The organism is Mesorhizobium sp. AR10 (assembly GCF_024746795.1).
GTDB lineage: Bacteria > Pseudomonadota > Alphaproteobacteria > Rhizobiales > Rhizobiaceae > Mesorhizobium.
This window is the reverse complement of record NZ_CP080523.1, coordinates 628,572-654,274: the sequence shown is the minus strand read 5'-3', so window position 1 is coordinate 654,274 and position 25,703 is coordinate 628,572. Positions and strand designations below refer to the sequence as shown.

26 protein-coding genes and 5 pseudogenes are annotated in these 25,703 nt (G+C 60.4%); 10 read left to right on the top strand and 21 right to left on the bottom strand.

Annotated elements, in window-relative coordinates; all coding sequences use genetic code 11:
- Window positions 1–2: 2 nt before the first annotated feature.
- The 7 genes from cysD to nodB form a co-directional block, all read right to left on the bottom strand.
- On the bottom strand, window positions 3–908 hold the full coding sequence (gene cysD, locus LHFGNBLO_RS03075) for a sulfate adenylyltransferase subunit CysD (RefSeq protein ID WP_258600038.1): 906 nt from the start codon (window positions 906–908) through the stop codon (window positions 3–5).
- Between the two features lie 195 nt (window positions 909–1,103).
- The gene (locus LHFGNBLO_RS03070) at window positions 1,104–1,337 is read right to left on the bottom strand and encodes a DUF2061 domain-containing protein (protein ID WP_183455225.1); all 234 of its coding nucleotides are present in this window, start codon (window positions 1,335–1,337) and stop codon (window positions 1,104–1,106) included.
- A 223-nt stretch (window positions 1,338–1,560) separates the two neighbouring features.
- Entirely contained in the window at window positions 1,561–2,307 is a 747-nt protein-coding gene (locus LHFGNBLO_RS03065; protein WP_258600037.1) for a sulfotransferase, read from the bottom strand.
- A 288-nt stretch (window positions 2,308–2,595) separates the two neighbouring features.
- A complete protein-coding gene (locus LHFGNBLO_RS03060) occupies window positions 2,596–3,384 on the bottom strand; it encodes an ABC transporter permease (RefSeq protein WP_183455227.1) in 789 nt (262 codons plus the stop codon).
- Between the two features lie 3 nt (window positions 3,385–3,387).
- Entirely contained in the window at window positions 3,388–4,302 is a 915-nt protein-coding gene (gene nodI, locus LHFGNBLO_RS03055) for a nodulation factor ABC transporter ATP-binding protein NodI (protein WP_183455228.1), read from the bottom strand.
- 232 nt (window positions 4,303–4,534) lie between these two features.
- Complete coding sequence (nodC, locus tag LHFGNBLO_RS03050; RefSeq protein ID WP_183455229.1) at window positions 4,535–5,887, bottom strand: chitooligosaccharide synthase NodC; 1,353 nt, start codon at window positions 5,885–5,887, stop codon at window positions 4,535–4,537.
- Window positions 5,888–5,901: 14 nt separating this feature from the next.
- Window positions 5,902–6,558: a chitooligosaccharide deacetylase NodB gene (nodB, locus tag LHFGNBLO_RS03045; protein ID WP_258600036.1), complete on the bottom strand. Its 657-nt coding sequence runs from the start codon at window positions 6,556–6,558 to the stop codon at window positions 5,902–5,904.
- Between the two features lie 539 nt (window positions 6,559–7,097).
- Between nodB and LHFGNBLO_RS33605 the strand changes: the two are divergent.
- Together LHFGNBLO_RS33605 and LHFGNBLO_RS03040 are read left to right on the top strand one after the other, a co-directional pair.
- A pseudogene (locus LHFGNBLO_RS33605) lies at window positions 7,098–7,261 on the top strand (IS630 family transposase); the annotation flags it as partial.
- 50 nt (window positions 7,262–7,311) lie between these two features.
- A complete protein-coding gene (locus LHFGNBLO_RS03040) occupies window positions 7,312–8,136 on the top strand; it encodes an IS5 family transposase (RefSeq protein ID WP_258600035.1) in 825 nt (274 codons plus the stop codon).
- A 203-nt stretch (window positions 8,137–8,339) separates the two neighbouring features.
- On the opposite strand, the gene LHFGNBLO_RS33455 is transcribed toward LHFGNBLO_RS03040, so the two are convergent.
- Together LHFGNBLO_RS33455 and LHFGNBLO_RS33450 are read right to left on the bottom strand one after the other, a co-directional pair.
- Window positions 8,340–8,705 carry a hypothetical protein gene (locus tag LHFGNBLO_RS33455; protein WP_319944166.1) on the bottom strand — a complete coding sequence of 122 codons (366 nt, stop codon included), beginning with the start codon at window positions 8,703–8,705 and terminating at the stop codon, window positions 8,340–8,342.
- Entirely contained in the window at window positions 8,629–9,279 is a 651-nt protein-coding gene (locus tag LHFGNBLO_RS33450; RefSeq protein ID WP_319944165.1) for a nitronate monooxygenase, read from the bottom strand. Before LHFGNBLO_RS33450 ends, LHFGNBLO_RS33455 begins: the two co-directional genes overlap by 77 nt.
- A gap of 194 nt (window positions 9,280–9,473) precedes the next feature.
- Between LHFGNBLO_RS33450 and LHFGNBLO_RS03030 the strand changes: the two genes are divergently transcribed.
- Complete coding sequence (locus LHFGNBLO_RS03030) at window positions 9,474–10,232, top strand: IS5 family transposase (RefSeq protein ID WP_258600033.1); 759 nt, start codon at window positions 9,474–9,476, stop codon at window positions 10,230–10,232.
- Between the two features lie 403 nt (window positions 10,233–10,635).
- Here LHFGNBLO_RS03030 and fabG read toward each other — a convergent pair whose 3' ends face one another.
- The 5 genes and pseudogenes from fabG to LHFGNBLO_RS03005 form a co-directional block, all read right to left on the bottom strand.
- Window positions 10,636–11,373: a 3-oxoacyl-[acyl-carrier-protein] reductase gene (fabG, locus tag LHFGNBLO_RS03025; protein WP_258600030.1), complete on the bottom strand. Its 738-nt coding sequence runs from the start codon at window positions 11,371–11,373 to the stop codon at window positions 10,636–10,638.
- A 277-nt stretch (window positions 11,374–11,650) separates the two neighbouring features.
- The gene (locus LHFGNBLO_RS03020) at window positions 11,651–12,859 is read right to left on the bottom strand and encodes a beta-ketoacyl-[acyl-carrier-protein] synthase family protein (RefSeq protein ID WP_183465611.1); all 1,209 of its coding nucleotides are present in this window, start codon (window positions 12,857–12,859) and stop codon (window positions 11,651–11,653) included.
- Window positions 12,860–13,141: an acyl carrier protein gene (locus tag LHFGNBLO_RS03015; RefSeq protein ID WP_183455234.1), complete on the bottom strand. Its 282-nt coding sequence runs from the start codon at window positions 13,139–13,141 to the stop codon at window positions 12,860–12,862. It abuts the gene before it with no gap.
- 110 nt (window positions 13,142–13,251) lie between these two features.
- Window positions 13,252–13,371 (bottom strand): annotated as a pseudogene (locus LHFGNBLO_RS03010) (polysaccharide deacetylase family protein); the annotation flags it as partial.
- A gap of 42 nt (window positions 13,372–13,413) precedes the next feature.
- The gene (locus tag LHFGNBLO_RS03005) at window positions 13,414–14,004 is read right to left on the bottom strand and encodes a NodA family N-acyltransferase (RefSeq protein WP_258580999.1); all 591 of its coding nucleotides are present in this window, start codon (window positions 14,002–14,004) and stop codon (window positions 13,414–13,416) included.
- Window positions 14,005–14,328: 324 nt separating this feature from the next.
- Here LHFGNBLO_RS03005 and LHFGNBLO_RS03000 point away from each other — a divergent pair.
- Window positions 14,329–14,708, top strand: a pseudogene (locus tag LHFGNBLO_RS03000) (LysR family transcriptional regulator); the annotation flags it as partial.
- 58 nt (window positions 14,709–14,766) lie between these two features.
- Here LHFGNBLO_RS03000 and LHFGNBLO_RS33600 read toward each other — a convergent pair.
- The 7 genes and pseudogenes from LHFGNBLO_RS33600 to LHFGNBLO_RS02975 all read right to left on the bottom strand — a co-directional run.
- The gene (locus LHFGNBLO_RS33600) at window positions 14,767–14,985 is read right to left on the bottom strand and encodes a transposase (RefSeq protein WP_413774624.1); all 219 of its coding nucleotides are present in this window, start codon (window positions 14,983–14,985) and stop codon (window positions 14,767–14,769) included.
- A gap of 118 nt (window positions 14,986–15,103) precedes the next feature.
- Window positions 15,104–15,562 carry an SGNH hydrolase domain-containing protein gene (locus LHFGNBLO_RS02995; RefSeq protein ID WP_258600028.1) on the bottom strand — a complete coding sequence of 153 codons (459 nt, stop codon included), beginning with the start codon at window positions 15,560–15,562 and terminating at the stop codon, window positions 15,104–15,106.
- 58 nt (window positions 15,563–15,620) lie between these two features.
- Window positions 15,621–16,583, bottom strand: a pseudogene (locus LHFGNBLO_RS02990) (acyltransferase family protein); the annotation flags it as partial.
- Window positions 16,526–16,978: an acyltransferase family protein gene (locus LHFGNBLO_RS02985; RefSeq protein ID WP_258600027.1), complete on the bottom strand. Its 453-nt coding sequence runs from the start codon at window positions 16,976–16,978 to the stop codon at window positions 16,526–16,528. The gene LHFGNBLO_RS02985 and the pseudogene LHFGNBLO_RS02990, both read right to left, overlap by 58 nt.
- Before the next feature lie 486 nt (window positions 16,979–17,464).
- Window positions 17,465–17,617 carry a LuxR C-terminal-related transcriptional regulator gene (locus LHFGNBLO_RS33445; RefSeq protein WP_280515988.1) on the bottom strand — a complete coding sequence of 51 codons (153 nt, stop codon included), beginning with the start codon at window positions 17,615–17,617 and terminating at the stop codon, window positions 17,465–17,467.
- Window positions 17,618–17,780: 163 nt separating this feature from the next.
- Entirely contained in the window at window positions 17,781–18,173 is a 393-nt protein-coding gene (locus tag LHFGNBLO_RS33440; protein WP_319944156.1) for an autoinducer binding domain-containing protein, read from the bottom strand.
- A gap of 110 nt (window positions 18,174–18,283) precedes the next feature.
- Window positions 18,284–18,711: pseudogene (locus tag LHFGNBLO_RS02975) on the bottom strand (pantoate--beta-alanine ligase); the annotation flags it as partial.
- Window positions 18,712–18,906: 195 nt separating this feature from the next.
- Between LHFGNBLO_RS02975 and LHFGNBLO_RS02970 the strand changes: the two are divergent.
- The 6 genes from LHFGNBLO_RS02970 (at window position 18,907) to LHFGNBLO_RS02945 (ending at window position 25,700) form a co-directional block, all read left to right on the top strand.
- The gene (locus tag LHFGNBLO_RS02970; RefSeq protein ID WP_258600026.1) at window positions 18,907–19,866 is read left to right on the top strand and encodes an NUDIX hydrolase; all 960 of its coding nucleotides are present in this window, start codon (window positions 18,907–18,909) and stop codon (window positions 19,864–19,866) included.
- A gap of 63 nt (window positions 19,867–19,929) precedes the next feature.
- The gene (gene nadA / locus LHFGNBLO_RS02965; RefSeq protein WP_183455238.1) at window positions 19,930–20,904 is read left to right on the top strand and encodes a quinolinate synthase NadA; all 975 of its coding nucleotides are present in this window, start codon (window positions 19,930–19,932) and stop codon (window positions 20,902–20,904) included.
- Complete coding sequence (locus LHFGNBLO_RS02960; protein ID WP_258600025.1) at window positions 20,901–22,442, top strand: L-aspartate oxidase; 1,542 nt, start codon at window positions 20,901–20,903, stop codon at window positions 22,440–22,442. Before nadA ends, LHFGNBLO_RS02960 begins: the two co-directional genes overlap by 4 nt.
- A gap of 1 nt (window position 22,443) precedes the next feature.
- The gene (gene nadC / locus LHFGNBLO_RS02955; RefSeq protein WP_183455240.1) at window positions 22,444–23,325 is read left to right on the top strand and encodes a carboxylating nicotinate-nucleotide diphosphorylase; all 882 of its coding nucleotides are present in this window, start codon (window positions 22,444–22,446) and stop codon (window positions 23,323–23,325) included.
- A gap of 189 nt (window positions 23,326–23,514) precedes the next feature.
- Window positions 23,515–24,525, top strand: coding sequence for a biotin synthase BioB (bioB, locus tag LHFGNBLO_RS02950; RefSeq protein WP_413774618.1), 1,011 nt, complete (start codon window positions 23,515–23,517; stop codon window positions 24,523–24,525).
- Complete coding sequence (locus LHFGNBLO_RS02945) at window positions 24,522–25,700, top strand: 8-amino-7-oxononanoate synthase (protein ID WP_258600023.1); 1,179 nt, start codon at window positions 24,522–24,524, stop codon at window positions 25,698–25,700. The genes bioB and LHFGNBLO_RS02945 overlap by 4 nt, the downstream gene beginning before the upstream one ends.
- The last annotated feature ends 3 nt before the right edge of the window (window positions 25,701–25,703 follow it).

Genomic DNA, 25,703 nt, shown 5'->3' with positions numbered 1-25,703 from the left:
GGTCAGAAATACCCCTCGCGCTTCTTCTTTTCCATCGAGCCGGCTTCATCGCGATCGATCAGGCGACCCTGCCGCTCGGAGGTGCGCGCGGTCAGCATTTCGCCGACGATGGCTTCCAGCGTGTCGGCATCCGATTCGATGGCGCCGGTCAGCGGATAGCAGCCGAGCGTGCGGAACCGCACAAGGCGGCCCTCCACAGTCTCGCCGGGGCGCAGTTTCATGCGCTCGTCATCCCGCAGGATCAGCATGCCGTCGCGCTCGACGACGGGCCGTTGCTTGGCGAAATAGAGCGGCACGATCGGGATGTTTTCCTGCAGAATGTACTGCCAGATGTCGAGCTCGGTCCAATTCGACAGCGGAAAGACGCGGATCGATTCGCCCGATGCGATGCGGGTGTTGAATATCTTCCACATCTCGGGCCGTTGGTTCTTCGGGTCCCACACATGCTGCGCGTTGCGGAAGGAGAATATGCGCTCCTTGGCGCGGGATTTCTCCTCGTCGCGACGGGCGCCGCCAAAGGCCGCGTCGAAACCGTATTTGTCGAGCGCCTGGCGCAACGCCACGGTCTTCATCACATGGGTGTGCGTGTTGGAACCGTGATCGAACGGATTGATGTTGTCGCGAACGCCATCTTCGTTGACATGGACCAGCAGATCGAAGCCGAGCTTTTTCGCCATCTGATCGCGAAAGGCGATCATCTCGCGGAATTTCCACGTCGTGTCGACGTGAAGAAAGGGGAATGGCGGCTTGGCGGGATAAAACGCCTTCATCGCCAGATGCATCAGCACGGACGAATCCTTGCCGACCGAATAAAGCATGACCGGCTTGGTGAAGGCGGCCGCAACCTCCCGGAAGATGTGGATGGACTCGGCCTCCAGACGTTGCAGGTGCGTCAAAGGAACATTCATGTCGGCACTTTCTAATCCAGCCTTTGACGGCGCTTAAAGCGCCGCCCCGGGCAGAACTGCCAGTCATCCCCGAAGCGGGCCCTTGCAAGCGCGAATGTGCGCCGGACGTTCGACGCTTGCTGAAACCATATGATCACAGCTTTCGTCATCGCGACGATCTGAGACATCCGAGAGATTGCCCCAATGGTGTGCTGTTCAATCAGCCGGCAATATCATGCGCCGGCCAAACGGAATGAACGACCATGCCCGTTCGTGGAGATAGTACAGCACGATTTTTGTAATAACTTCAGCACTGGCGATCGATCCCGCGGAAACGACGTTTCCAGTTATGAGCCAGCTCAGCGCGAACGTATCGACACTGCCTGTGATGCGCCAACTGACAGCCTTGGCTATGGATCTGCCGTGGGTCTCGGGAACAGGAATGAACATGCGCAATCGCTCCAGGGGGACGTCAAAACCGACCTGATTTGGTCAGCTTGGTTTGATGGTGGGAACGTTCTTGATCCTGCCTGTCGATCAGGTCGGGAGGAAGTACGTTGGCGGTCATGCCCTTCTTGGCAAGTCTGCAACAAGAACGCCCTTAGTTGATGCCAATCGCGGCCAAGTGGCAGCCCCGTCGTGGAGCAAGCCCGCTACTGGCTGCGAAGGCCAGTCACACGGCAGCGACGTCAAAGAACCTCGCATAAGGTCCGTTTGCGAAGTGAAGCCGCAACTCGTCGAAGTTCTCTACCGTTTCGTCGAGCGGTCGCGCTTCCTGGCGCTGAAGGATGGCGCGACCGGAAAGCTGAAGCCCCGGAACCCCCAAGAAATCCCAAACCGCTCCCAAACATGCGGCGGGTTCTTGAAGAAGGCTCTCATATTCGATTACCAGCACGTTGGACGGCGCGAAGGCGTGCGCAACTCGAGCGTAGAAAGCGTCGGCGGTTTTGAAGTACGCCTCGCAGTTGGCGATTGGCAATCTGACCCGTGGTGGCGGAGCCCCCTCCTTGTCCGAACTGAACTTCAGCCATTGGCCGCTTTGCCGTGCCTGCACCAGCGACCTTAGCGATTCCAGTATGTTTCTCCGGACCACGAGGATGATCTTGAGTCCTGGCCACCGAGCCAGTTCCGCAAAAAAGCCCGGATGATCGTGAAACTGAGGTTCGTTGACCTTGCAGCCAACATGCGTCACCGTCTTGTCGCTCGAAGTGGGACAGCGCACGTAAGCAAGCTCTAGGAGCTCGCGATCGCCGAGCAGCAAGCGATCCTTATCGGGCCAGTTGGTGTCGTACTCGTTGAGCAACTCACCGTTACTCAATATGTTCGGATGCTCGTTTAGCAATACTTCCAGGTAGTGTGTCCCGGTCCTTGGCATAGCAAGGATGGCAAAAGGCTCAGGTGTCGGTGAAATGTGGGTCATGGTGTGTGTTCCAGCTGATGATAGTTTCGACGGTTCAGGGGCGCCCAGGACAAGAACACTGGATGTGATCTCTAGACGCGGACGGATGCAATCCGCGCTCATGCAGCCGGATCGCGCCATGAGGTTCTGGTATCGCAGACCGGCGTGCAAGGCTGCGTCCAGTCGCGTGTGCGCCTCAGCTTGTGTGTTCTGCTGTCCCCAACTCACAGTCGCTGGGCCAAGCACGCTCGCGGCTGTAGCCGTTCGCGATGCTGACTCTCGTTCTCCTTCTTGTATTCGAAAGCAGCATCAACGCAGCAGGCGCCGGCGAAGCAGCACCATCGAGAGGAAGAACGGCACTACCGCGTATATGCAAAGCGCACCAATGTGCAGGGCGATGTCCCCAGCCGGGCGATCAAGCATGCCCGGACGAATCAGGTCGATCGAATGCGCCAGCGGTAAGATGCCCGCTATGTGCTGAAAGGTGCTTGGCAGTTGAGTGACCGGGAAGACAGCGCCGGACAGGAACAACATGGGTGTGAGGAAGAGCGTCTGGTAGAATATGAAGTAGTGGTAACTGGGCGCAAGCGCGGTTACGATCATCGCCAGGCTCGCAAAGGCCAACCCAGTGAGAGCGATGACTGGTAGCACATAGAGGACGGACGACCATGCTGAGTAGCCCGCTATGACGGCCACCATCGCAATTGCCGTACCGGCCAGAAAGGCCCTTGTGGTTGCCCACACCAACTCACCGAGAACGATGTCGCCCAGGGTAAGTTGTGTGTGCAGGATCGCTTCCCAGGTCCGCTGTTCGTTCATGCGAGGGAAAGTCGCATAAATTGTTTCGAAGGTGGACGCGGTCATCGCACTTGTCGCGACCATGCCGGCTGCCAAAAAAGCAGGGTACGACGCGTCTTCAACGCGACCTACCATCATTCCGAGACCAGTGCCGAGTCCGAACAGGTAGATCATAGGATCGGCGAGGTTACCGAGAATCGACGCGAGCGCGACCTTCGTCCATGCCAGATAGTTGCGGCGCCATACCGCAATCCAGTTCCAAGCGTTGGCGGGTAGAGCCGCCGAAAAACCTTTACCCATCGTTCACTTCTCCATCTCGCGTCCGGTCAGCCGCAAGAAAACGTCCTCCAGACTGGGTGGACGCTCCAGAAGGCGCAGACCCGCGCGCCCGCGCAGTTGTACGCGAACCTGCTCCGGATCGGCCGTATAGCAAAAGAGCGTCTCGCCGCTCACCTCGACGCGCTGCACGTATGGCCTGATCAGCGAAACCAACTCCTGGGGATTCCCGCCGAAGATCTCGATCACCTGGCACCCGATGTGTTCCTCAATCAGGGCATGAGGGCTGCCTTCGGCGAGTTTGCGTCCATGCTCCAGAACGCACAGCCGATCGCATAAACGCTCGGCCTCTTCCATAAAATGGGTAGTCAAAATGATCGTCTTACCGCGCCCCAGCAGGAAACGCAGACGCTCCCAAATCAGGTGTCGCGCGTGCGGGTCGAGGCCGGTCGTCGGCTCGTCCATCACGAGTAGCTGGGGGTCGTTGATCAGCGCACGTGCCAGTGTCAAACGCCGTTTCATGCCGCCGGATAGTTCGCCGACACGTGCATCCGCCTTGCTCTCAAGACGGGCAAACTCGAGGAGCGACGGGATGACCTCTTTGATCTTGCGTGTGCTCATGCCGAAGTAGCGCCCGAACACCAACAGGTTCTCTCGCACGGTGAATTCCTGGTCAAGGTTGTCGAACTGCGGAACCACGCCGATGCTCTTGCGTGCCAAGCGACTCCGCGCACCCACTGGCTCTCCAAGAACCGTGATCTTGCCCGCATCAGGCACTGTCATGCCGAGGAGCATACGCGCAATCGTGCTCTTGCCCGCACCGTTCGGCCCCAGCAAGCCGAAGCACTCTCCCGACGCAACGGTGAACGACAGCCCGTTCACAACAAGCTTGTCGCCGAAGGACTTCTTCACGCCGGCAAGGTCGATTGCTACTTTGGACATGTGTCTATCTCAGTCTTAAGAGGCCGATCAGCCGGCCGGTAGCTAATTTGCGAATATTTCTTGGCAGAACCGGCCATCGCATTGTGACGGCCCCTTTGGATAGTCACAGCCGAAGCAAGCGTGTGTCGCCCTCACCGGACGGATTAAAGTCGAGATGCAATCGATCGCCGTTGCTGACAATTGATGGATGTTGCCCAAGCTCACAACGTGTCCATCCAGCCAACGCACTCGATCACTCAGCGCTGCAAACGCTGTCCGCGTTCACCAACTTTGAAGAATCGCGCGGAAGATCCGTTCTTCGAATTGCCTCAGCACTTCCCGAACTGCCTGTACCAACTCCGGCAATCGGGTTTGCGACGATGATCTGCTTTTTGTCTGCGTTGGGCAGGGTGGCAGTCTTGCGTGAAAGCCAATCACTATTGCTCAAGGTGCACAAAGCATAGGCTTTCAAGGGGAGTAACAGAAAGATGTTGATAAAAGTGTGCAGAGAAAAGCCGATAAATCGAGCTTGCCGAGCTCGACATGCTGTCACGGTGCACCGAATGATGGTCATTGCTGCAATAACCAGGATTGTCGGCCACGGCAGCGTGGCTGTCAGTGCAAACTGCGCAATCCCGGCTATTACCGACAGGGCAAGAAGTAGCGGGCCAAGATTCTGTCCGACGACGTCCAATGTAAGATAGCGATCGAGGCCGGGCAACAGGCGCAGCGCAAGCAGCGTGTCGCGGAAAGTGCTCCGTGCCCAGCGCAGTTGTTGGCGCAGATAAGGTCCTAACCTATCGGGAACCACCGTTACAGCAATAGCGTCCGGAACGTACTCGGTTCGAAAGCCTGCCTCCAGCATGAGGATCGTAAGATGGCGATCCTCACCGAAGTCGCTTGGCTTGCCCCGGAACATCTGCGTCTCGTACTGGTCTAGCAGCGAAAGCAGCGAAGATCGGCGGTACATAGCACAGGGGCCGCAACAGCACATGACGGCACCGAAGCGGGCTTGCGCCGCCCTCTCCTCGTTGCAGGCCAGCCAGTACTCCATATCGATCAATCGGGTCAGCCAAGTGTCGCTCCGGTTGCTTGCCGTCAACTGGCCCATGGCAGCGCCGATTGCTGGATCCTGCATCTTCCGTGCAAGCTTCCTGATGACGTCGGACGCAAGTGTCGTGTCCGAGTCGACGTTGAGCACCAAATCTCCAGATGAGCGACGTATCGCGGCGATCTGCGCTTTGCGCTTGCCGACATTCTCTGGGAGCAGAATGAAGTCGAATCGCGGGTCGCCGGCGTAATTGTCGTGAACGGGAATGACGGCGTCGCGATTTCCAGAACCGTCATCAACCACGTAGACACGTAGCTTTCCGGCGTATTCCTGGTTTGCAATGGAATCTAGGCACGCCGAGAGCGTAAGCGGGCCTTCGTTGTAGCAGGGGATGATGACATCCACGCTCGGCCAGAGGTCGGAGCCGACCAGGTCTTCCGACGCCGGTGCAACGGTTGGCGGCAGGGAATAAACCGCCTGCATGCCCTTATAAACAGTCGAGAGCAGTGCATAGCACGCGACGGCGACAGTACTGGTCGTGGTAAGCAGGTCCATGGGATCTCGTATGTTCAGTGATGTTGAGGGAGCGGGCGGATTACAAAACCGCGGTGATGCAGCGCTGGAATCAGACGGGATAGCGCCGTGACAGTCTGGTCACGCAGACTGGCGTAAGTGGCCGATTTCAACTCCTCGGGCCACCCGTCGTGCAAGAGCACAATTGCGCCCGGCCCAACACCGGTGAGCACCTCATCGACAATCGCGTCGACGCCAGGGCGAGCCCAGTCTCGCGGGTCAACTGACCAATGGACGCATGCCAATCCAGCGCGCGCCGACGTAGTGAGCACGTCCTCGGTCCAGACCCCATACGGCGCGCGCATGCGCCGCACCGTGGCCTGGGGACACGCCATCCTGATGGCGTTGCTTGCCTCGACTATTTCACGTTCGACTTCGCCGGGTTCGCATCTGGACAGGTCCGGATGAGTCATCGTGTGATTGGCTACCTCGTGCCCTTCTGTAATCATTCGTCGGATGAGTTCCGGCTGGTCTGCTGCGTGGGCACCGATAACGAAGAACGTCGCCGGCACCCGATGTTGCGCCAACAAATCGAGGATCTGCGGTGTGCAAACTGGATTGGGCCCGTCGTCAAACGTCAAATAGACGCTGCGATCTTGAGTGCCGTCAGCGCAGTCACTGGGCACTTCGCACATGTAGTCCACATTTTTCATAGGTTCGGAACGCTCCGATCGATTAGGGTGCCGGGCGGCCACTCGCCCATCGAGCATCGAATTGGCGCAACATGGTTCGGCATCGCCTGCCGAACCGTGCCGGATGGAATGGGGAGGTTGTCGCGTCGTGTCGACGCGATGGACCGTGCACGGGTCACCGAAGAACCAAGCCGCAATCGACATGCGACTTGATTGATGTTGGGCGTATGCCGGAAGGCGTACACCAGAAAATGCTCCTCGGAGCTAACGCAAACATCGACAACGTTCCTTTAGGACTTCCTTGAATTCTCCCTATGCGACGTTCTGCAAAATCGGTAAAATCGTTTGTTTCGATCAGATGCATCCACGCTTTGGATAGCTGATGACATGCGTTTTCAAACGGCTCGATGTAAATCTCCTCGTGGTGTACGACGCGCGCTCGCCGGGCGCGGCCTCACTGCCGCGGTAAGCCGAAGCATCGGATGACACGAGCCCTTTCGAACAATCTTCGGGACTAGCCCGCCAGCTTGCGGCGCGCTTTGGCGTCGCATTGTGTGGTCCAGCGCTATCGAGCTACGGGTAGCGCTCGGCCTGGGGTGGCCATCGCCACAGCGTTCTGGAGCATCGGGCGTTCATCATCATCGAGCGGATCGAGCAGACCTCGAATCTGACGCTGCATCGGCAGAAGCTGGCCGCACGCGGTATCTTAGAGGCTGTTTGGAAAATCGGATTTGAGGGGTTTCGTTTGCGCATGAAGTCTGATTCAGAGCGTGGATGTGGACCGAACAGAGCCGTGGCCGTGTTGCCAAGATCGCGCGTAAGACGAAGCGTTATCCGTGTGATCTGACAGATGAGGAATGGGAGCGGATCGCGCCACTGATGCCGGTTCCTGGTCGGCGTGGGCGTCCCCGCGAGGTGGATTTTCGGGAGGTAATCAACGCGGTGCGCTATCTGGTGCGCTCAGGCTGTGGGTGGCGGATGTTGCCCATTCATTTTGGGCCGTGGCAGACGGTCTATAGCTGGTTCCGCGAGTTGGCACGGCGCTTCCTGTTTCAGACGATCCACGACGTGGAACTGATGCTCGACCGCGAGCGGCAGGGCCGCGAACCTTCACCCAGCGCTGGTGTGATTGATAGTCAGTCGATCAAGGCACCCCATGCAAAAGCACGAGGCTACGACGCGGGTAAGAAGATCGTCGGGCGCAAGCGCCATATTGCGGTCGATACGGACGGACGGCTCCTGATGGTCAACCTGACCACCGCTGACATCTCCGACAGCGCGGGTGCGCAGGCGATACTCGACGGCATCCGCAAACGCTGGCCGTGGGTCAAGTATCTCTTCGCCGACGGGGCCTATGACCGGCTCAAGCTGATGGATAAGGCCTGCTATCTCGACTTCATCGTCGAGATCATCCGCCGCTCCGACGACCAGAAAGGCTTCAAGGTTCTACCGCGTCGCTGGGTCGTCGAACGGACGTTCGGATGGATGATCCGGTGGCGACGCCTCGTGCGCGATTACGAGCAGCGCATCGATGTCTCGCAGGCCATGATCCTCGTCGCCATGGGCGGCATCATGCTACGCAGAAACGCCCATCCGTGATTTTCCAAACCGACTCTTAGTGTCCCGTAATGCGGTTTGGCAGTTTCTCAGGCGCGAGCGGTTGAGATGCGCCAGCTCATCCACACAACCACATCCACCGAATGCGCAAACTACCTCGCAAACCCTCGTGGGCATGCTTCTATCAAAATGCTCTAGGGTCCGGACCCATAAGTCCGGGATTGAAATCGGCGGTACTTCCCACGTTAGAAAGATGGATCGTTCCCAAGCCGTGCGAGTATTGCCCGCGCCTCGTCGCTCATTTCGCGGACAATCTCAGCGGCGGGCTGGGCGTGGCGGACGAGGCTGACGCCTTGGCCCGACCATAGGGCAAGGGCATCAATATCGCCCTCGTCACCCGATCCCGGCGTGTGAGATTGGTATGAAACCACATCACCATGTGGCGACTTTGCAACGACCGCGCCTTCGTTGGGACGCCCACCCACCGGCGGGCGTCCGGCCGCCTCCCAAGCTTCAATCGTTTTGTTGCGGAGGCTACGGTGCGGAGCGTCGGGCCAGCCGACGCTGAAAACAGTCCCGTATTCTGTGTCCGTCTCCTTGGCTGTGAGGATGCGGTCGCGATAGCGCGGATGGATTGGAGCTTCGATGCTCGCGAGAAAGCGGGTACCGATCCAGGGCGCCCGCGGCACCAAGTGCCATCGCCGCGGCTAGACCGCGTCCATCCGCAATGCCACCGGCGGCAAGAACGGGGACCGGCGCGACCTGGTCAACAACTGCCGGAACCAACGCCATCGTGGCAACTCTACCGTAAACGTGGCCACCGGCCTCCCAGCCTTGCGCGACGATTGCGTCCGCGCCATCCTCGGCTGATATCCGAGCCTGTTCCGCGCTTCCTGCCGTATGCAGCACCGTTGCCCCGCCACGATGCGCCGCAACCGTCAGCGAGCCTGCCTGGCCCCAGAAAAATGAGACTACCGCCACGCCTTCTTCTAAGCAGATCGCGAGGCGCTCCTCCTGCGGATAAGTCAACACGAGATTGACGCCGAATGGTCGCTCGGTCAGGGCCTTGGTGGCCCGAATTTCTGCGCGTACCGCTTCGGGCGGACTCCAGCCGAGGGCGAGCATCCCGAGACCGCCTGCATTGCTAACCGCGGCCGCGAATTGCGGAGACGTAGCTCCACCCATTGGCGCCTGGACAATCGGGATCTCTATGCCGACGAGAGTAGTGAAAGCGTTGGGCATTGCGATCCCCCTGAGTCCACCATCCGGTCGCGGCCTTTGCCCGATCTAAGGATCGTGGTCCAAAGGGGGCATGGAATCAACAGGGATTTCGTCGGAATGTGCTTCGTGATTCACGGTCTCCAAAGGGAGACACACGGATGAATCGCGATTATTTCTGGCTGACCGAGGAGCAGTTTGGGCGGCTCGTGGCGCTCTTGCCAACCGACACACGCGGGAAACCGCGGGTTGATGATCGCCGGGTGATCAGCGGTATCGTGCATGTCCTGAGGTCAGGTGGTCGTTGGGTCGACGCACCGGATGCCTACGGCCCGCGCAAGACGCTCTACAATCGCTTCGTCCGATGGGCGGCCAAGGGCGTCTGGGTCGACATCTTCCATGCCTTGGTCTCGGCTAGCGGACCACCCGCGGAGGTGCTTATCGACTCCTCGGCGGTGAAGGCGCATCGATGTGCCTCAGGCGGCAAAGGAGGGGAACAAAATCAGGCGATCGGCCGATCGCGCGGTGGTCGAACCACGAAAATCCACGCCCTGACCGACGGCCTGTGCCGCCCAATCGCTTTCCTTTTGACCGGTGGCCAGGTCGCCGATTGCAGTGCCGCGGATTTGCTTCTGGAGCAGATGCCGAAGAGCCCGATCCTGCACGCCGACAAGGGCTATGACACCAATGCCATCCGGCACAAGGTCGAGGGCAAAGGGACGATGCCGAACATTCCGCCGAAAGCTAACCGACGCTGGAAGAACTGCTTCTCGCCATTCCTATACCGCGATCGCAACGCCATCGAGCGGATGTTTGGACGGCTCAAGGATTTCCGCCGCATTGCCACACGATACGATCGATCGGCGACGAGCTTCCTCGCCGCCGTCTGCCTCGCGGCAATCGTCAGCTACTGGTTATGAGTCCGGACCCTAAGCCAACCGGCCATGTCGTCGTGCGGCTGCACGATTCTTTCCACGATGAAATATTGCCATGAACAGCCGCGAACGTATTCTAATACCGCGTGCGGAAGCACTCGCCCCCTAAGTTCGTTAGAGTGGAGACCTCTCGCATGATGCCTACCCGCACGGTGGCCCATCTCCCGCGTAATCTCGGCCGCCACTACCTGTGGCTCTCGGCCATCGGGGCGGCCGACGGCCAAGGGTGATCACGCCGCTATGCTGGGCTATCTGAAATCACGCATATTGCTGCCCCTTCGGTGATGCTGGATGAATCCCAGATCTTCGTGGCAGATAGCTGGTTGCGCAGGTCGCGGACCGTGACGCAAGGGCGTTTTGGAACAGGTAAGCTCCGGTCAGCCCGTGCTCAGATCATCGCCATGCCGCCATTCACATGGATGGTCTGGCCGGTGACGTAGGCGGCTTCGTTGGAGGCGAGATAGGCGACGGCGGACGCGACTTCAACGCTGGTGCCCATACGGCGCGTCGGGATCGCCGCCATGATCGCCTCTTTCTGCTTGTCGTTGAGCTTGTCGGTCATCGCCGATTCGATGAAGCCCGGGGCGACGCAGTTGACGGTGATGTTGCGGGTGGCGATCTCTTGCGCCAGCGATTTGGAAAAACCGATCATGCCGGCCTTGGAGGCGCAGTAATTGGTCTGACCGGGATTGCCGGTGACGCCGACCACCGAGGTGATGTTGATGATGCGGCCGTGGCGGCGGCGCATCATTGGATGGGTGAGTTCGCGGGTCAGCCTGAACACGGCTGTCAGGTTGACTTCGAGCACGGTGTCCCAGTCGGCATCCGACATGCGCACGAACAGCCCGTCCTTGGTGATGCCGGCGTTGTTGACCAGGATGTCGACACCTTCGAGGTCGGCCTCCGCCTTCTGGCCAAGCGCCTTGACCTCGTCGCGGTTCGACAGGTTGGCCGGGAACAGCTTGACCCGGTCGCCAAGTTCAGCGGCCAGCGTTTCCAGTTTCTCGACGCGCGTGCCGTGCAGGCCGACGACGGCGCCTTGCGCATGCAGCACCCTGGCGATCGCCTCGCCGATGCCCCCGGATGCGCCGGTGACGAGTGCCTTGCGGCCAGTCAGTTTCAACATTTATTATGCTCTTTTCAAATGCTGCAGCATCGCCGCGCCAGAAGTCTCGGTTCGTGGCAGCTTCCTCGCCGCGAACTCGCGCAGCGCAGAGGTCTCGGCCACGATAATTCCAGGCGCCGGATGACCGACGTGATCACCTCAATCTGCTGCTTCACTGAGCTACTGCAAGTACTTGCACTCCAACCCTTCAGCCCACCTGAGCAAGGAGGCCGCTACGGACCGATCGGGGATTCCGCAAACATCGGGATACGGAAGGTGACCTTGCCGGCATGTCGTCCTACACCTGCCTGAATGCCAGAACTGCGTTCATGCCGGCCATGGCGAAGGCGTTGCTCAGTGCCACGCGGACCTTGCGCTCGCGCGCGACGTTGGGCGTGACATCGAGATCGCAATCCGGGTCTGGCTCGCGATAATTGGCGGTCGGCGGCACGACACCCTCTTGGATTGCCATCACGCAGGCGATCATTTCAAGCGCGCTCGCGGCGCCGAGGCAATGCGCGTGCATGGACTTGGTGGAAGAGATGGACATCGAGTTGGCGTGGCCACCGAAGACTCGCTTGATCGCCTCCGTCTCCATCCGATCATTGGCCTTGGTGCCGGTGCCGTGCGCATTGATGTAGTCGACATCCTGGGCATTCAGCCCGGCATCGGCAAGGCAGGCGCGCATCGCCGCCTCCGGCCCTTCGACAGCCGGCGCGACGAGGTTGAAGGCATCAGCGGAAAGGCCGATGCCGGCGATCTCGGCAATAATCGTTGCGCCGCGAGCAGTGGCATGTTCATAGCTTTCCAGCACTGCCATCCCCGCACCCTCGCCCAGCACCAAGCCCCTCCTGTCGGAGGAGAAGGGCCTGCAGGTATCTGGCGCAATCACGCGCATTGCTTCCCACGCTTTCACCACACAAAATACGAATGGCGCGTCGCTGCCTCCGGCAAGCATCACGTCGGCCCGGCCGCACCTTATCTGGTCTACGGCTGAGGCAATCGCATGGTTGGCAGAGGCGCAGGCGGAGGTGACGCCGAAGACCGGCCCGCGCAGGCCGAGGCTCATGCTGACCTGGCCGGCAGCGGCACTCGGCATCGCCTTGGGTACGTCCATGACGCCAGCACGGCGCGCGCCGTTCAAAAGGAGAGCGCGGTAGCTTGCCTCGATCGCTTCCCAGCCGCTGCCGCCGACGCCCACTATCGCACCGAAGCGATAGGCATTTCGTTCATCGCAGGAAAGTCCGGCCTGTCGCATGGCTTCCCGCGCTGCAAGCACGGCAAGCAGGCTGAAGCGGTCCATGGTGACGAGCTGCTTGCGGTCGATGTCGTGCTCAGGAAGCGTCTTGATCTCGGCACCGATCGTGCCGGTCAACCCATGAAGCTCTGAAGTGACAATCGGGCCGATTGCTGAGCGACCTTCGCGCATCTCTTTCCAGATGGAGGGGGCATCAGTGCCCAGCCCGCACAGCCCGCCTATTCCGGTGATGACGACCCGCCTGTCCATTCAAGCTGCCTCAGCAAGCAAGCCGCGGATGGCTTTCACGATGTCGCCAACATTCTGGAGATCCGACCACGCCTCCGATGTGTTCATTTCGATCTTAATGCCATAGGCTTGCTCGAGGTCCCAGAGCACGTCCGCCAGTCCCAGCGAATCGATGCCGAGCGCGGTCACTTCCGTCTCGGTCGTTATTTCGCCGACTATGGGTCGAAACGCTCCGGCAAAGTTCTCAGATTCGACGCGTTTCTTGATTATGGTAATGATTTCCGTTGCGAGTTGATCAGCCATTCTGTCTGTTCCTTTCGATTTCAGCTGGTTTGACGTGGACGCGGCTCAACTCCTACGGGCCGCGTTGCGAAAATAGCCACCGACAAAGCTCATGCTCATAAGGGCGGGCTGAGTTCCGGCCGATCTGCGGCGTAGGCTCCGATGACGAAGAAGGTCGCCGGCACCCGATGTGGCGCCAGCACATGACGGATCTGCGGTATGCAATGTGGGTTGGGCCAGTCCTCAAAGGTCGGCGTCAGCGCATCACCCGGCACTCACATGTGTAGTCCTGCTTACAATTCTGGACCGTTTCGGTCGATCAGGGTGCCGGACGGCCACTCGTCCATCGAGCGTCCAATTGGCGCAACGAAGACGATCAAGTCCTCGACGCGGGTGGGCGGCAGGTCGGGATGTATATTTGCGAGGGTGGACCGTACCTCAACCCCCGACACAATGCTCGCCAGACCGCCGCGGCAGAACCTCTCAACGTGGTTCCGCATTGCCTGCCGAACCGTGCCGAACACAAATGGAACCCCCATCCGCTGCAGCAATGGGTACACAACGCTCAGTGAAAAGCTGATTCCGAGTCCCTCAAGATCCGGACGGACCCCGTATAAGCCAATTTCGGCCACCAGTAGATCGACCTCGCCAACTTTGATGAAGCGGCGCAGTATGCCAATATGAGCCGCTATGCCGTGCGCGTCGTAACCGATTGCGCGGAATTCCGGCCTTGCACCGGCCCAGCTACGGCCGCCTTCGAATGGCTTTGCGAGGAAGGCCCCATGCCGTCCATAAGTCTTTAGAAAGAAATCGGAGAGTTCGACATGGTCGGCCAGTTGCAATTCATTTTCCCAGCACAACTTCCACCGTACGTCAGAGCCCATGGAAATACCTCATCTTGATTGCTGTTTTTGAGATAAGCGCCTACGCATGGAGAGCTTGTCGCGTCGAGCTGACGCGATGGACCTTGCGCGGATCACCGAAGAACCAAGCCGCAACCGACATGCGAGTTGATTGATGTTTCGGCGTATGCCGGAAGGCGTACACCAGAAGATGCTCCTCGGAGCCGAGAATGCTCCTTGGAGCTAACGCAAACATCGACGATTTTCCTTTAGTGCTTCCTTGAATTCTCCCTATGCGACGTTCTCCAGAATCGGTAAAATCGTTTGTTTCGATTAACGGCATCCACGCTATGGATAGCTAAAGACATGCGTTTCAAAGGGATTGACCTAAATCTCCTCGTTGTGCTCGACGCGCTGCTGGTGGAGCGCAGCCTCTCGGCGGCGGCCCGCCCCATCAACCTCAGTCAGCCGGCCATGAGTGCGGCCGTCGCCCCCGCTGCGCGATTTTTTCGGCGATGAACTGTTTACGACGAGCGGCCGCGAACGTTTTGTGACCCCGCGTGCGGCAGCACTTGCCCCCGCGGTTCGCGACGATCTCTGCACATCCAGTGCTCGATTATGGCTGTCCACCACAAGCAGCTGTCCGGCAGCTTACGTTCGAGAGATACATGTCGATGAGGCACGTCTCGGTCAGGTTCGGGCGTATTCTGAAGCCCTCCATCGAGGAATGGTTCTTGCTTGAACACCCCCGTCGCGACCTATCGCCGGTATCGGCGGAAGACGCTGTTCCACTTGCCATATTCATCAAGCATCAGGCAGATGAGGCCATTGCGCCCCGGTTCGGGCCATCCACATCCTGCCTTCGAAATAGCGCCGATTATCCTGCGCCGGACGGCACCCTCGACCCCACTCTGCTGGCAGCAGCGGCCCGATCCGTGCCCATTCCTCGTCCGATACCCAATCCGCGCGCCCAACGCTGCCTCCAAAAGACAGCCTTGAATCAGCGACCGAGTCTAGCGTCAAGCTTTGTCCACGAAGCCTAATAGAGGACAGTGTCTCCAAACTTGCCCCAACACATGTGTGAGCTTTGCTACGCGCGCGAATGCGCCTCGCACCCGTGCTTTGCCAACCGCCCGCGGGCTTATTTCGTCACAGCAAGGGCATTGTCTGTGGCTAGAACCGGCCAGTATTTCGAAATTGCCAGAAGGGCGCCGACGGAAGAAAAATGACCGTAGTCGAAATAGAGAAACTCGCCTGCGTCGGCGTAGGGGCAGCGTCCTGCGCTACAGAGGAATTTCAGCGGATCGATGAAAGTGGCGCCTTTGGTAAATGAGCGCACACGATTGTTGATGTCGGGATCCATGGCCATTGGCCAGTATGTATCATCCGAATTTCTGCGCTTTGCGAAGAATGCGATTTTCCGAACGTCGGTTATGAATTGCGGAGACTGGCCGATGACGAACACGCGCACACCCTGGCCACGAAGCGTATCGATCGTTTGCTGGAGACCGTCGAAACTTCTCGCCTCGTAGTCGGTCCACCGCCCGCTGAGGACAACCGTCTTGATGCCTGCGTCCCGGATGATCTCCAGGGCCTTCATGATTGAACCGTATGCAATCCGGGCGTGCATACGAGAAGTAAGAGAGAATCGGTGGACAGCCTGCGTAAGTATATTCCACGACGTTGGCTTGAATTTTCTTTTTGTTGGCCTCCAGCCCTGAAACATAGTGGGCGGCGAAGGAGTCGCCCCACAACAAAACGGTCGTAGCGAAGCCGCGAGTGCGTGTGCAGTCCTCGATGTTCCAGCTTTCGATCCGGCTTGAGCCCTCGTTGAAACAGGTCCCCTCGATCCAGTCCCCGACAGGAACCCGCTGCTGGGCATACTCCGGGAACCGTTGCGGAAAGCCGTTGCCGAGCGCCCCGGCCGCCCCGCCAACGCAAACAAGAGCGATTGCGCCCACTGAAAAGGCGAAGATCGGCAACGGGGCGGTGAAGGACCTTTTCTGCCGGAACGGCTGCTCGATATACTTCCAGGAGAATGCAGCCAATGCGAAGCTTGCAACCGTCATCGCAATGGTCATCGACGGGTCGAGAGTTTGTAACGAAAGATAGCGCGCGAACGCATTGATCGGCCAGTGAACAAGATACAGCGAATAGGAGATGAGGCCGATCAAGACCAGCGGCCGGACTTCGAGTATGCGGCTAGCTATCGTCGAGGGGCTATTTTGGCCGACATAGATAAGGAGGGCCGTTCCGAGGCACGGATACAGCGCGTTGTAGCCCGGGAACGGATCGCTCTCCGAAATCGCGAAGAACCCGATGGCGAGAAGGCCAAATCCGGCCAGCCCCACCATTTCCATAAGAAATCGATTGTTCAACGGCGGGGGCCGTTTCAGCACGAGCACGGCGCCCAGCATGAGTTCCCAGACTCGTGTCGGCAGCAGGTAGAATCCAGCGCTTGGCGCCAGCCATGTCGCCATGACCGCGAGCACGAAGCTGCCGAGAATGATCGGTAGGAGTGCTGTCAGCCAGCGCTTCGCAAAATAGCGACGGATCAGGAACATCAGGATTGGGGCAAAGATATAGTACTGCTCCTCGACCGAAAGCGACCACGTGTGCAACAGCGGTCGGAGCTCGGCATCGATGGAGAAGTAATTTGACGTTTTTTCCAAAAATAGATGTTTGACCAGAAAGTCGATGCCGCTACGACGCTGAGACTGAAGTCATGCAGATCTGACGGCAGAAGAATGAACAATGCCGCGATGCAGGTGAGGAGAGTGACAAAGATCAGGGCCGGCAGAATGCGTCGGGCACGGCGCCAGTAGAAGCTGACGATCGAAAACTCGCCGCGTTCAAAGTCGTCCAGAAGGCTTCCGGTGATCAGGTAGCCAGATATGACGAAGAAGATGTCCACGCCGGTAAAACCGCCGGGAATTGCCGAGATTCCGAAATGGAACAGTACGACCGGCAACACCGCAAGGGCCCGAAGGCCATCGATATCACGCCTGTATGTCATTAAATTAGTCCTCTGTTCACAGGCCACGGCGAGTGTCGGCAGCACACAGTTTGGGCTGGCGTCGGTACCCGCAGCCCTTGGCGGCCACTCCCCTTCCGGTCGCCCGCAAAGCTCTCCGGACGTGTATGACCATGTCATCGACGCCAGCCTCCTTCGCTGGGACAATGACATTTTCGGGGAAGGCATTCGGGTTAAGGCGTTCTCTGCTATTGACCCGCCGAACCAAGAAACATCCTGTGCCAGGTGTCCTGACGTGATTTCGAAGCATGAGGATCCATTGCGATGCTGCGTAGTCGGTTCCAAAAATCGGCACCAAAACTCAGTCGACGGCGGACTAACGTCTCCTCGCGCTATTGAGCAAATCGATTTTGTTTATGCGGCCCCATCCAATTGATGGATGCATGCCCCCCCCGGGGCGCCTTCACTGCCGGAATTAAGGAGACTGGGGCGGGCGATGCTCGGTTCAGATAGAGGCGAACGAGACGATCAGGTTGTGGCGTGACCGGAAGCGGCCATCCTTGCTACAGCCTGATTGATGGTTCGCACGCCAAGCTTTGCCTTGGCGTTTTCCAGATGGAATGTCACGGTGCGTTTCGAGAGGCCGAGGATCTGGCTGATATCCCACGCCGCGCCGCCCATTTCAGAGCTTCGAACTCCCGCGTCTTTGCGCCATCCACCACGCAATTGCCGGCGAGCCTGCGCCGGACATGAATGTGGAAGTTGATCGCTACCAACTGCAAGGCTTTTTCGTAGCATTCCAGCGACCGCAAGACAGGCGGACGCGCCTCATCTGAAGCGAAGGTCAGCCAGCAAAGCGGCCGCGATGATCATGCATGGACATGGTCAAGCCGCACCGAATGCCAAACTGAGCTGCGTTTTCCAAAACTTCTTGCTGCGAGGCTGGCAAATACCGATGATCTCGATCCAGCCCCCAGTGGAAAGTATCCCAGCCTCGCAGCCCGCGCAGGATCACCGGATCGACGCTGTGGTAGCGCAGTCGCAGATAATTGGAGGTCCAGGAAGAAGGATAATTCGAGATCACTAACGGCGTGTCGCTGGAGGCTGGCGGGTAAGTGAAGTAAGCGAAGAGCGGAAATTCCAAGCCGGCGGCGGCCGAGGCCATTGCCTCGTGGAGATCCGCAGCATCGACGCTTGCTGAAAGTTGCTCGATGAATTTTTCAAATAGCCGATGCATCTGGTTTTGCGTAAACTCCGCGGATGTTCCTCGATGCCAGGCGCGGGGCTCGGGCTAAACGATCGCGAATCGAAGCGACGCGCAGGATCTCGTCCCCATCATCGCTCCCATTACTTTCCTGCCTCTGCTTGAAGACAACGCCGCGAACCTGACCAATTGCCAGGCGGTGACGTTGACACATTGTCGATGAGCCGTGTGTCGCCCAGCCAAGCCGCGACAAAGCTCGCAGATCTGTTTCCGCGCGAAGTTCCAGGTATTCGACCTCGCGATAGCCGGCGGCCAGAATTGTTGCACGCGCTCCATCAAGCGTTGGCTGACGGGAGAGCCGCGCTCAAGCCGCTCGGCCGTATCGAAGAGGACCGATGCCAGCTTTGGGGCGATGACGCGTTCCGCTGGCGAGAGCCGGACGTTGCGCAATATCAAGGTCCCTCACCATGCGTCTGACAGTCTGAAACTGCTGGAAATCCTTCTCGCCAAAAAACGTGAAGTCAGCGCCGGTCTGCGGAAAGAGCTTGGCCACGACCGTCGCCACACCATCGACAGCCAGCTGCGCTCAACCCGCGCCTCCTTCCCTTGCGTTACCCGCTGCGGGTGTCGCGTTTGGCATATTTTTGTGCAAATGCGAAGAGCTAAAAAAGCGGACTTGCGGATCTGCGGTGTTGACGCGCAAACCTCCACGCTTACACTAAATCGATTAAGGCGCCCCTAGCTCTGGGCCAACCACTTCGCGGACATGGACCACAAGAAAACAGGAACCAGGAAAGACAGAGCCGCCATCAAGGCCGGCCAAGTCAAAGTCGATTTGATCGCCGTTGTCGTCGCCGTCAATGACAGTGAACCCTGTGTCCTAACAATCGGCCGGATGAACACCCTTCCCTCCGGACCGTTTGCGCTCGAGCACCGATCGCTGCAATCCGGCCTGAGGGGGTGGGTCGAGCATCAGACCGGCCATCCGCTTGGGTACACCGAGCAACTCTACACGTTCGCGGATCGGGACCGCATCGGCGCCGAGCGCGAGCGCGCCATCTCCATCAGCTATCTCGCACTGACCCGCAAGGAACAGAGCTCGACCGAGTGCGGCTGGCGAAGTTGGTACGAATATTTTCCATGGGAGGATCACCGCTCCGGCACGCCGCCGGTGATGCTGGATTTTGTGCGACCGCGCTTGATCGAGTGGGCGGATGGCGCAAGCGACGCAGCCACGCGACGCGAACGCCGTCAGCGGTCGGCGATAGCGTTCGGCTTCGATGATCGCCATTGGAACGAGGAACTCGCGCTTCAACGCTATGAGTTGCTTTACGAAGCAGGCCTGGTTCAGGAGGCCGGAAGCGGAACGGACGCGACCCCGCTTCCCCTGGTGCCCAGCGAGTCCATGGTCGCCGATCATCGCCGCATCATGGCGACCGGCATTGCGCGGCTGCGCTCCAAAATCAAATACCGGCCGGTCGTCTTCGAGCTTATGCAGCCGACTTTCACACTGCTGCAGCTGCAGCGAACGGTGGAAGCCTTAGCTGGCAGGCTCATCAACAAGCCGAACTTCCGCAGGCTTGTTGAGCAGCAGGAGCTGGTCGAGGAAACTGGCGAGACTTCCCTTGATACGGGGGGGCGACCAGCAAAGCTCTATCGTTTCCGCCGTGGGGTCCTCGATGAAAGGGCTGTCGCGGGGACGAAATTGCCGCTGACGCGGGCTTGACAACCTTATAGTCAAGGTAGACATATCCCCTTATTATCAGATCGAATATAATCGGAGGCGCTGATGACTGGGGCGTTACCTACTGCCGCGTCCTTGTACGAGCGCGTCCGGCGCGTGGTCCCGCCAGTCGAATGGTCGGCCTTTGCAAACGACATTGATGCCATCCTCGCGCTGAAGCGGGAGCGCAACGCCATCATCCTGGCGCACAATTATCAGACGCCTGAGATCTTCCATTGCGTCGCAGACGTCGTCGGCGACAGCCTCGCACTGGCCCGTAAAGCAATGGCGGTGGATGCCGACATCATCGTGGTTGCCGGCGTGCATTTCATGGCCGAGACCGCAAAGCTGCTAAATCCGAACACGACCGTGCTCATCCCGGACATGGGCGCCGGTTGCTCACTGGCGGATTCGATCACGGCACAAGATGTGCAGCTGATGCGGCAGCGCTATCCGGAGGTCCCGGTTGTCACCTATGTCAATACGTCCGCCGCCGTGAAGGCCCAATCCGACATCTGCTGCACCTCGGGCAACGCCAAGGCGGTAGTGGAATCGCTCGGCGTGCCGCGTGTGATCATGCTGCCCGATGAATTTCTTGCGAAGAACATCGCCGCCCAGACGAAGGTCGAGATCATCGCCTGGAAGGGTCATTGCGAGGTGCATGAGCGCTTCACCCCGGCCGATATCCGCGAGCTGCGCGCTGCACACGCGGGCGTGGTCGTGCTCGCCCATCCCGAATGTCCGCCCGACGTTGTCAGAGAGGCGGATTTCTCGGGGTCGACGGCCGCCATGTCGGATTATGTCGAGCGGGAGAAACCGGCACGGGTCGTGTTGATGACGGAATGTTCGATGAGCGACAACGTCGCGGTCGCGCATCCCGACGTCGAGTTCGTTCGCCCCTGCAATCTTTGCCCACACATGAAGCGCATCACGCTCGCCAACATTCGCGCCGCGCTCGAGGAGAACCGGTACGAGATCCGGATCGATCCCGGGATAGCCGACCCCGCCCGCCGCGCGGTCGAGCGCATGCTTTCAATATGAACCTTGATGTCCTCGACATCGCCGGAGCGCCGGTCGTCATCGGCGCCGGCATTGCCGGCCTGATGACGGCGCTTCATCTAGCGCCGGAACCGGTCGTGCTTCTGTCCAATGCGCCGCTTGGAACCGGAGTCTGCAGCGAGCTCGCTCAGGGTGGTCTTGCGGCAAGTCTCGGCGGCGACGACGACCCCGAACTTCATCTTTGCGACACAATTGCAGCCGGCGACGGCCTCTGCGACGAGGCGACGGTGCGGCGAGTGGTCCGGGCTGCAACCAATGCGATCAAGACCCTGGACCGGTTCGGCGTCGCCTTCGACCGCTACCCTGAAGGCGCTTTGCGGCTCGGGCTTGAGGCAGCACATTCGCAACGGCGGATCGTGCATGCCGGCGGCGACGCCACGGGTCGGGAGCTGGTCCGCGCACTCATCGCCGCAGCGCGCCGGACAGCCTCGATCACTATTCTCGAAAACGTGGAGGTCCGCCGCCTGATCGTGGAAGACGGGTCGGTCATCGCCGTGGTCGCGGTTGGGTACGCGGGTGCGGTCGCTTTGCCCACGCGCCGCGCGGTGCTGGCAACCGGCGGCATCGGCGGCCTGTTTTGCGACACGACAAACCCGCCTGGCTCATGGGGACACGGGCTGGCACTCGCTGCCTGGGCCGGGGCAGAGCTCGCCGACCTGGAATTCGTGCAGTTCCATCCGACCGCCCTCGACACCCCGTGTCGGCCGATGCCGCTGGTGAGCGAAGCAGTGCGCGGCGAAGGCGCGATGCTCATTGACGAGCGAGGAGAGCGCTTCCTCGCTGAAACGCCTGGCGGCGAGCTTGCGCCTCGCGACGTGGTGGCGCGCGCTGTTTGGCATCAGCTTGCTGCCGGGGGCCGCGTGTTCCTGGACGCGCGGCGATGTCTCGGCCCTAGTTTTGAAAAGCGCTTCCCAGGCATTGCCGGTTTCTGCCGCGAGGCAGGCGTAGATCCTGCGACCGACCCGATTCCGGTGCGCCCAGCGGCACATTATCACATGGGCGGCGTTGCCGTAGACGCCGGCGGCCGCAGCTCCGTCGAGGGATTGTGGGCGTGCGGCGAGGTTGCTTGTACTGGCCTGCACGGCGCCAATCGTCTCGCAAGCAACTCGCTCACCGAAGCGGCGGTCACCGCGAGCTGGGTTGCTGAAAGCGTTGCCGGCGCATCGTATACCCGGCGACGGCGTGTATGTTCCACGTTGGTGCCTTCACGGCCAGACGCTTCAGGCATCAGGGCGGTCGTCTCCGCCGCACTCGGCATCATCCGCGATGGCCAGACGATGCGCGAAGCGGTGGCGACCCTGCTGCCGATGGCAGGTCACGACGGCCCCAAGTCCGGCCCGGCTTTGGTCTCACTGATGCTGGCCGTTGCAGCCCTACGGCGAGAAGAGAGCCGCGGCGCGCACTGTCGATCCGATTTCCCCCGGCGCGATGCAGACGCGTGTACGTCACGGCTGACGCTGAACAGCGCAATGCAGGCCGCCGCCGCACTCAGTTGCCGGGCACCGATACGGAGCACGTGATATGGTTTCATTCTCACCCCTCCCCTCGACACTGATCGAACCGATCGTGCGCGGTGCCCTTCTCGAAGACCTTGGCAGATGCGGCGACCTGACCAGCGATGCAGTGATCCCCCACGATTGCATTGCCACCTTGGTGCTCAAATCGCGACAGGCGGGCATCGTTGCCGGGCTCGATCTGGTCGCGTACGCCTTCCTGCTCGTGGAGCCCGCGATCGACATTCACATTTGGCGTCCTGACGGCAGTGATGTCGGGGCGGGCGAAACCATCGCGAAGCTGTGTGGACCGGCGCGCGGCCTGCTCGCAGCCGAGCGCACAGCGCTCAATTTCCTGTGTCGCCTGAGCGGCATTGCCACAGCCACAGCGGCGATGGTGGAGTCCGTGCGTGGCCACAAGGCGAGGATCGTATGCACTCGAAAGACGACTCCCGGCCTGCGCGCGCTCGAGAAATACGCCGTGCGCGTCGGCGGCGGCGCCAATCACCGCTTCGGGCTCGACGACGGCGTGCTTATCAAGGACAACCACATAGCGATCGCCGGTGACATCCGCACAGCTATAGAGCGGGCGCGCGCCGCCGCAGGCCACATGGTGAAGATCGAGGTTGAGGTCGACACGCTGGAACAGCTGGATATCGCGCTTACAGTTGGAGTCGACGCGGTGCTGCTGGACAATATGTCAGTCGAGGACCTTGCCCGCGCCGTGGCAACGGTCGGCGGCCGCACAATCACCGAGGCCTCAGGTCGGGTGACACCGAAAACGGCTCCCGCAATCGCAGCCACCGGTGTCGATCTCATTTCCATGGGCTGGCTGACCCACAGCGCGCCGATCCTCGATATCGGCCTGGACATGCCAGCCCTGGGAAACATCGGCACCCGCTTGAACTGATGGATACGAAATGAAGAGCAGTACCCCTCGGACCTGCACGCAGCGAAAAGGTGCTCGAAGCGAGCCTGTTACCGTTCAACGACGTGAGATTCGAGGCGCATTGCGCTGACGACGGTCATAGCGCTGCGAGCCCCGCCTGTCGATTGACCCCTGCACGCGCTCGCCGACCAGCAACAAAGGCTTTTGAAGATGACGATTGAAATGAACGCGGAAACCGATGTGAACCAGGTTGTGGACACCATCGACGTAGCGCTACCCCGATGGAGCAGCAAGGAGGCGGAGGCGATCCACGGCATGCCGTTCAATGACCTGCTCTTCCTGGCTCAGACGGTTCACCGCCAGAACTTCGATCGCAACCGGGTGCAGCTGTCGCGGCTGCTCAGCATCAAGACCGGCGGATGCCCGGAGGATTGCGGTTATTGCAGCAAGTCGGCGCATCACGAAACCGGCCTGAAGGCCACGAAGCTGATGGAGGTCGAGCGGGTCATCACTGAGGCGACCAAGGCGCGTGACGCCGGCGCCACCCGCTATTGCATGGGCGCGGCCTGGCGCCACCCGAAGGAGCGTGACATGAACGCCCTGATCGCCATGGTCGAGGGCATAAAGGCACTCGGCATGGAGACCTGCATGACGCTCGGCATGCTCGAACTTGGCCAGGCGCAACGCTTAAAGGCGGCCGGCCTCGACTACTATAACCACAACATCGACACCTCCGAGCGCTACTACCCAGAGGTTGTCTCCACCCACACCTTTGCCGACCGGCTGCAAACGCTTGGCCACGTGCGCGAGGCTGGCATAAAGGTCTGCTGCGGTGGCATTTTCGGGATGGGCGAGGAAAAGGCCGACCGCATCGACATGCTGGTCACGCTGGCCAACCTGCCTGAGCCGCCCGAAAGCGTGCCGATCAACCTTCTGATCCCCATCAAGGGCACGCCGCTTGCCGAGGCCGGCCCCCTCGACCCGCTCGACTTCGTGCGTACAATTGCGCTCGCTCGCGTCATGATGCCCAAGTCCTTTATAAGGCTGTCCGCCGGCAGGACGGCGATGAGCGACGAAATGCAGGCACTGTGCTTTTTCGCCGGCGCCAATTCCATATTCGTTGGGGACACGCTGCTGACGGCGGAAAATCCCGGCGAGGACAAGGATCTTTTGCTCTTCCGGCGCCTTGGCATCGAGCCGATGGCAGTCGAGGCGCAATGAACGGGGCACCGCGTGCCCGCTACGAGGCAACCTTGCAGGGACTGGCGCGCAGGGACCGGTTGCGCACACTTGCGCCACGCGCCGGGCGCAGGGACCGGTTGCGCACACTTGCGCCACGCGCCGGGCTCGACTTCTCGTCGAACGACTATCTCGGGCTGGCCGCCTCCAGGAGACTTGGCGAGGCGGTTGCGGCTGCCATTGCGCGGGGTACGCCGGTTGGCGCAACCGGGTCGCGGCTGTTGCGCGGCAACGCGCCGGAGCATGAGCAACTGGAGGCAGACGCGGCGGCGTTCTTCGGCACCGAACGCGCGCTGTTCTTTGGCAGCGGCTACATCGCCAACTTCGCCCTTCTGACCGCGCTGCCACAGAAGGGCGACCTGCTGGTCCTCGACGAACTCGCCCATGCCAGCATAAATGAGGGGGCGCGGGCAGGACGCGCCGAGTTCAAGCTGGTTGCGCACAACGACGTCGATGCTGCCGAGGACGCGATCACGCGCTGGCGCGCCGAAGGCGGCATGGGTCGCGTCTGGATCGCGATCGAAAGCCTCTACAGCATGGATGGTGACCGCGCGCCGCTAAAAAGTCTTGTCGCGCTTGCCGATCGGCACGAGGCATTCCTTGTCGTCGACGAAGCGCATGCCACCGGTGTCTGGGGACCGGATGGCCGGGGGCTGGCCGCCGCATTGAAGGGCCGCGACAACATCGTCGCGCTCCATACTTGCGGCAAGGCGCTCGGCGCGTCGGGCGCACTGGTCACCGGACCGCGAACGCTGTGCGACTATCTCATCAATCGGTGCCGGCCATTCATCTACGCCACCGCGCCATCGCCGCTGATGGCGGTGGCAGTGCGCGAAGCGCTCGCCATGCTGTCCGACGAGCCCATGCGTCGCGTTCAGCTGCAGGATCGCGTTGCCTTCGCCGGCCGTCAATTGGCCGAGCGCTGCGGCGTGAAGCCGAGCGGCTCGCAGATCCAGCCCTTTGCCATCGGCGATGTCGGGCGCACCATGGTGGTGGCGGCGGCACTGCAGGCCCGCGGCTTCGACATCCGCGGCATCCGCCCGCCGACCGTGCCAGAGGGCACATCGCGCCTGCGCATTTCGCTGACGCTCAACGTCGACGAAGCTGCCATCTCGGCCATGGTCGACGCGCTCGTTGAGGTGTTGGCCCAAACATGACCG